Source organism: Anaerozeibacter quisquiliarum (genome assembly GCF_051162045.1).
GTDB classification, from domain to species: domain Bacteria; phylum Bacillota; class Clostridia; order Christensenellales; family Aristaeellaceae; genus Anaerozeibacter; species Anaerozeibacter quisquiliarum.
Window position 1 is genome coordinate 135923 of record NZ_JBISDI010000004.1, and the last position, 7089, is coordinate 143011.

At 55.8% G+C, this 7089-nt stretch carries 5 protein-coding genes; all 5 read right to left on the reverse strand.

Going from position 1 to position 7089, the window contains the following annotated elements:
• Positions 1 to 55: 55 nt before the first annotated feature.
• On the reverse strand, positions 56 to 2269 hold the full coding sequence (locus tag ACH6CV_RS02970; RefSeq protein ID WP_456356673.1) for a pyruvate formate lyase family protein: 2214 nt from the start codon (positions 2267 to 2269) through the stop codon (positions 56 to 58).
• 11 nt (positions 2270 to 2280) lie between these two features.
• Entirely contained in the window at positions 2281 to 3120 is an 840-nt protein-coding gene (locus ACH6CV_RS02975) for a glycyl-radical enzyme activating protein (protein ID WP_456356674.1), read from the reverse strand.
• Between the two features lie 13 nt (positions 3121 to 3133).
• A complete protein-coding gene (locus tag ACH6CV_RS02980) occupies positions 3134 to 4621 on the reverse strand; it encodes a sugar ABC transporter ATP-binding protein (protein WP_456356675.1) in 1488 nt (495 codons plus the stop codon).
• Complete coding sequence (locus tag ACH6CV_RS02985) at positions 4621 to 5634, reverse strand: ABC transporter permease (protein ID WP_456356676.1); 1014 nt, start codon at positions 5632 to 5634, stop codon at positions 4621 to 4623. Before ACH6CV_RS02985 ends, ACH6CV_RS02980 begins: the two co-directional genes overlap by 1 nt.
• A gap of 89 nt (positions 5635 to 5723) precedes the next feature.
• The gene (locus ACH6CV_RS02990; RefSeq protein ID WP_456356677.1) at positions 5724 to 6719 is read right to left on the reverse strand and encodes a sugar ABC transporter substrate-binding protein; all 996 of its coding nucleotides are present in this window, start codon (positions 6717 to 6719) and stop codon (positions 5724 to 5726) included.
• Between the last annotated feature and the right edge of the window lie 370 nt (positions 6720 to 7089).

Consider the following 7089-nt stretch of genomic DNA (forward strand, 5'->3'; position numbering starts at 1 on the left):
GTTTCAAAATCCCGACGCGCGGGAATGGTTGAGATCAGCATAAGGCGAGACCCGCTTATACGCTTTCCAAGAAACGATCCACCACAAGTTGACGGAACTCAGGCGATAGCGTACAGAAGTAGGCAGTAAAGCCCGTAACGCGCACGACGAGGTCTGGGTGGGATTGCGGGTCGGCGTGAGCTGCCATCAGTACGTCTTTGTCCAGAACGTTGATATTGATTAATGTGCCGCCCATGTCCAAATGGGTTTTGATTAACTGCATCACGCGCTCAATGCCGCCTTCTTCCCGGCTGAGCCCCGGATCAAACTCGATCTGGAGCGGCGCGGTGTTGCCATAGTTGGGTTGCACCAGCGCGATCCCGTTGGACATGGCTGTCGGCGCGGCGTCTTTACGGAAGCCCGGAGTCGGATTCGCGCCGTGCGTTAGCGGTTCATAGGCTTTGCGGCCATTCGGGGTAGCGCCGACTTGCGCGCCGAAGTGAATGGTCTTGCTCCAGGAAAACCAGCCCGGCACCAGTTGGTAGTTTTGCGGCATCTCCTGAGCGCGAACCACTTCGACGAAATCGTTCGTGATCCGCCTAGCCCAACGATCGCCCAGCGCGTTCCCGGCGCAATACCGCTCAGAGGATTGCAGCATCAGCCGCGTCCGCTCTTTATCGGCAAAGTTACCGCGAGTCGCCTGATAAAGTTCCTCCCAAGTGAGTTTCTGTTCCCGTACCACGCGCTGCTCAATCGCGGCGAAGGAGTCAGCAATCGTACCCAAGCCCACACCATCCACGCAGAGCGTATAGAGCTCGGCCACCTGTGAAATGTTTTTGCCCGACTCAATGGTGTTGAGCATTTGCAGGTTCATGACCAGTTCCGGTTCCACCCGGTGCATATGCTCGATATGAAACACCATGCACTTGGAAAGAGCGTTCACCGCGCGCCGCAGGTGCATGAGAAATCCCGTGCGCAGCCGCTCCAGCGAGGGCCTGTACAACCCGTGGTACTGGTCCTTCGGCGCTTCCAGCCAATTTTGCATCATTTCGACATAAGCCACTTCAAAAACACGCGCACAGTTGACCTTGACCAGGTCATTCAACGGCAGTTCCCGTCCGGGTACGGCGCTCCATCCGCAGCCGACAGCGATGCGGTCAATAGCGGTTTGTCTGTCTACGCCGCGGTTTCGCTGGTAGTTCATCATGCCCTTGTAGCCCGAAAAGCGTGGCCAACCGTTTCGATCCTCGAAGTTGTACGCAACCGCAGTCCTGAAAAACTCCGGATCTATGTTTTCGTGATATTGCACCGTAAGATTGGCCGAAAGATTCATCTGATGCGCGGCTTCCAGAATCAGATAGGACAGCTCGTTGGTCATGTCCTGCCCATCTTCGTCACAGCCGGAAAGCTGATAGTAGTGTGTGTCAATCAGCAGCAGATCGGCCAGTATAAACCGGGCCTCATCCACGTCTGTTTTCCCGGCGGCCAGGTCCTTTCGATAGTAAGGCAAAAGCATCTGATCGAGCTTGCAGCCGGCCCCGTCGCGGTTGTACATGCGCGAAACCGTGGCGTACCAAGCTATATATTGACAGGCCTCCAGAAACGAGGAGGGGGGCCTATTGATGACATTTTCGTTGGCATCCAGCATCTTTTTCAGCGTGTGCAGATATTCCGGCTCCGTTTCCTCGGCAATCATTTCCTTGATCCTGTCAATGTGGAGCCGTATCCACGCCTGAATCGCGAGCACCGTGGTCTCTTCGGCGTCATAAAACGCCTCTTTTTCAGGGTCGCCCACGTTCACAGAGCGGAAATGCCGAATCTTATCCAAAAATCCTCCGAATCCCAATTCCAACCCAATCCGGTAGTCCGACGCAAAGTGCGCATCCGTGCCAATGCCCGTATCCAATCCGTAGAGAGAAATGGCCGGCTGGTAGATTTCGAAGTTAAACCGGTCGGCCGGAAAGTAGCGCTGATCCAGCGGCAACATGGGATCTGCCTTGCGGTAGGTGGTCAATTTGTCCCGCCAGCGTCCGCAGAGCATCTCCAGCTTATCCACATAGATCGGATGGTTCTCGAGGAATGCCTTAAAATTCGCGGCCCATCCCTCGTAGCCGAGGAAATCGCCGTTGGCCGGTATCGGCGTGAAGGAATACCCCTCCGGCAAGGGTACGGTGCCGTAATCATCCGCGTCCATATAGCCCTGCTGCGCAAATTTCTCCTGCGTGTGCTTGAGCTTTTTCTCTCTCAGCAGCTGATATCGTTTCGCATAATCGATTTTTACAATACTCATGGCATTATCTCCTATTGTCCGCTTTGTGCGCTCACACCCGCGACGCGTACTTGAATCCGATACGAACCGGCCGCATCCGCCAATCGCTTAAGCGCCTGGGCAGAGGGCCTGGAGAAGACCGGCTGTTTCCTGCCCGACGCCAAATGTTTGGAAAGCCCCAGCGCGTGGTAAGGCAGAAGGTCCAGACAGATCAGGTTGTCAAAATCCGACAGGAATTTTGCGGTATTGCGGATGTTTTCCTCGCCGTCATTCACGCCGCATACCACGGGAACGCGCACCATCATCGGCACGCCCTCCCGGTCCGCCGCGCGCATGTTGCTTAGGATTATCTCGTTCCCCGCGCCGGTCCATCGGCGGTGGGCCTCGCCGTCCCAAAGCTTCAGGTCGCACATGAGCAGGTCCAGCCTGGGTAACAGCGCTTGAAGGGTCTCCCAAGGCGCGAGCAGATTGCTCTCCATCGCGCAGTGAACGCCTTCCTTCCGAGCCAGCACGAGCAGTTCCTCCACAAACCGGGCTTGTAGCAGGGGTTCCCCTCCGGTCACGGTCAGTCCGCCTTCCCGCGCGTAATATGCCCGGTCGAGCAGCACCTGTTCAAGGACCTCCTGCGAGGACATCCATTGCCCGACCGTGCGGCGCGCCCCGGCGTAGCACCCGTGCGCGCACTCGCCGCAGTGAATACATTTGTCCGGCTCCACCAGTTCCTCCACCTCACAGGAAATGGTTTCGGGGTTGTGACACCAGGGGCAGTGCAGATTGCAGCCCTTCATAAAGACCGATGTGCGTATGCCGGGGCCATCGTGCAATGAATACCGCTGGATATCCGCGATCAATCCCAAGTTATCTTGTGACATGCTCCTCCCCCGCTCAAGTGATCGCCTTCGCGAGCAACGATTTTTCATCCGCGTCCTCGGCTGTGAACTCTCCGGTAATGCGGCCGTTTTTCATCACGTATATCCGGTCGCACATGCCGAGAATTTCCGGCAGCTCCGAGGAAACGATCAAAATCGACATACCCTGTTTGGCCAGGGCATTCATCAGGCTGTAGATCTCTGCCTTCGCGCCAACATCAATCCCTCGTGTGGGTTCGTCGATAATCATCAGCTTTAGATTTTGCTTCAGTAGCCACCGCGCCAGCAGCACCTTTTGCTGATTGCCGCCTGACAACTTGGTAATTAGCTGGTTGAGGCTGGGCGTCTTGATGGAGATCGCCTCAACCATGTGTTGAGTCGCCCGCATCTCACGCGCGGAGTCGATCACATAACCTCTGGCGAGTTGATCGAGAGTCGCAATGACCGAGTTCTTGGCCACCGAGAGGTTGGGGAAAACCCCCTGCTCCTTCCGGTTTTCGGTGACGAGGCCGATGCCGGCCTTTCGCGCGCCCGCCGGGTCGTTCTTGGCCAGCGGTTGACCGTCTAGTAGAATATCACCCGCCAAGCGCTCGTCGATGCCAAACAGCGCCCGTGTCATCTCCGTCCGCCCCGCACCCATCAACCCGGAGAACCCGACAATCTCTCCCTTTCGTACCGTAAAATTCAGATCATCCACCTTTTCGCTGGTCAAGCCGCGCACTTCCAGCGTCACATCGCCTGCGTGCCGATCCTTGGGCGGGAACATATCCGTCATCTTGCGGCCCACCATCATACCAATCAGTTGATCGGGCGTCAGGTCATTCGCATACGCGGTATCCACCACAGCGCCATCGCGGAACACGGTAATCCGATCAGAAAGCGCAAAGATCTCATCCAGCTTATGGGATATGTACAGCACGGCCACTCCCGCGTCCCGCAGACTGCGGATCACCTTGAAGAGATACTGGATCTCCATGGGGCTTAGGGCGCTGGTCGGCTCATCCATAATAATGATTTTGGCATTAAGCGAGATTGCCTTGGCGATTTCCACCAGTTGCTGCTGAGCGACATTCAGATGTTGAAGCCTGGCCTGGGGTTTGATGTTAAGTCCTACCTGCTCCAAGCAGCGCTGTGTATCGGCGTAGAGCTGCTTCCACTGTACGCATCCGTGCTTTGCCGGCAGCCTTCCGAAAAAGATGTTCTCCGCCGCAGACAAAGTATACACTGAATTGAGCTCTTGGTAGATGACGCTGATGCCTTTCTGGATCGCGTCCAGCGGTTGGCAGATGTCAGCCGGCGCCCCTTCAATGCGATATTCCCCTTCGTCGCACCGGTAAACGCCTGAAAGCACCTTGATGAGTGTGGACTTGCCAGCGCCGTTCTCACCCACCAACGCATGCACTTCTCCCGGATACAGGTCAAAATGCACGCCTTTTAACGCGTGTACGCCCGGAAAGAACTTGTGGATGTTGCGAACCTCAAGCACGGGGATGCCGGTTTTCATCAAATCCCTTCCTTCTGCTGCTTCTGGATGCGGATCAATTCCCTGGCAATGCTGTTTTTACGCGTACTGTCCAGCGCGACGGCCAGTATGATGACCACGCCACGGGTGATGTCCTGCCAGAAGGAGTTTACATCCATCAGCGTCAACGCATTTTGCAATACACCGAGGATCAGCATGCCGATCAGCGCCCCCACGATGGTACCCGCGCCTCCGGAAAGCGACACGCCGCCCAGAATCACGGAAGCGATTACGATCATTTCAAAACCCGTGCCTGCGGTAGGTTGGGCGGACGCCATGCGCGAGGCCAGCAAGACACCCGCGAGCATCGTGAGCATGCTTCCAATGACATACACCGCCATCTTGATGCAATCCACCGGCAGGCCCGCAAAGCGCGCGGCCTCCTGGTTGCCGCCAATGGCGTAGATATAACGGCCAAAGGTGGTATAGTTGAGCACGAAATAGATTGCGATGAAGATCACAAGGGCGATGATAACGGCATTGGGCACCGGCCCGATGTACCCCGTGCCCAGATCGTAAAACGCAGGATTAACGGCCTGGATGGACACCGCATTGGTATAAACCATCGACGCTCCGCGCCAGATAGCCATGGTGCCGAGCGTGACGATCATTGAGTTGATTTTGAACTTCGTCACAATCAACCCGTTGATGGTTCCCACTACGATGCCGCCTCCAAGCGCGGCAAGTACCGCGAGGGGCACGCTGGCCGTGGCATTGAACACAATAATGGACAGAATACCCGCCACCGCTTGCTGTGAACCCACGGACAGGTCAATCTCCCCCACGAGGATAATCAGCGTCAACCCAAAGCCGCAGATTGCCGTCAGAGACACCTGGCGCAGCGTATTCATGATATTGCGTTCGGACAAGAATACCGGCTTCAGGATATAAGTGATTGCGCACAATAAGATCAGCGCGACGGCCAGCACAAGAATATCGGATTGCTTTATGTGGTTTACTGCGGCGCGAACCCTATGCTTCTGCGGTGTGTTCATGTCTAAATGCTCCTTCTTAACGACTGAGCCGATGGTGCTGCACCATCAGCTCAGTCGTTGCCACTACGAATTCGATATTCGGGGCAAGGCTACTTGCTCGTGAGGGCGCGAATTGCCTCAAAGCTGGTCTTGTAGGAGTCTCCATCCTTGGTGTAAAAATCCGAGAAATTGTCGATGGTGATGACGACCGTACCGCTTTCGTAGTTCTCGGGTAATTCTTCACCTTTGGCAGCCTTGAACGCCGCGTCAATCAAGCTGACGCCCATATAATCCGGGAACATCGCAACGGCAGCCTTGTAGGGGGTGTTCCCCAGCAACGCCTCGCGGCCAACTACGCCCTCGAATCCAAAACCGATGACCGTCAGCGCGGATTCATCCAATCCGGCTTCCTTATAGGCGGCCATGCCGCCGGTGGCGGAGTTGTCGTTGATGCCGAAAACCACGTTGATATCGGGGTTGGCGGTGATCGCGTCCTGGGAGACCTTCAGACTCGTTTCCTTGGAACCGCCGCCATCCACTTCCTGCTTGATCTCGTAGGAGATACCCGCTTCGTCCAGGCCGGCCTTAAAGCCTTCCACGCGCATACGGCAGTCGGCGTAGGCGGGCTGGCCCACAATCAATATCTTAGGATCGATGTTGTTGGCCTTAGCATAATTTGCAAACCACAGGCCCGCATTCTTCGCGCCGGAAATGTTGTCGATGCCCACATAGGTTAGGGCGCCTTCGATTACGTTGGATTCCGAAATCACCGGAATGCCTGCGGCTGTAGCCTCGGCAACCACATTTGCCAACGCCTTGGCATCAATCGGCGTAATGATGAGAACGTCCACGCCGTCGGTAATCATGTTCTCGGCTTGCGAAACCTGCTTGCTAACGTCCATGGCGGCGTCGGAGACCTTGAGTTCGGCGCCGAGTTCCCCCGCGCGGGCAGTAGCGCCCTTAACAATGTTCTGGTACCACTCGTGCGACATGTCATTCACCAGGTAGCCGAACTTGAGGGTTTTCTCCTCCGCCATTGTAGGGGCTGCTGCCAGACAAGACAACAGAAGTACGAACGCAAAAGCCAGAACCAATACCTTCCTCATATGGATGCCTCCCACTTTATATTTTAACCGGTGTGACGCCGGCTAAATTCCGGAATGCTATCCTCGGACTTTTCTTTCTATCAGTGTGTAAGTAACTCTTCGTGTGCATTATAAGCGACTCATACCAAGAAGTCAAGCGGTTTTCGCCGGTTTATTCACTTATTTTCTGGAATTAGAGCCGCGTCCACACCACGACTTGCGCACGAGTGAAGAATGCGCGAAGGAGTCAAATACCGCTCAATTACCGCACCCCTGCCGGATTCGAGCATGACCTCATGGGACCGGGCAACCGTTGATTTGAATCATGAACGCGCCCATCGGGCGCGCGGATTGTTCGTCCGGTTGTTCCGGGAAGATCAACTCACGTTTC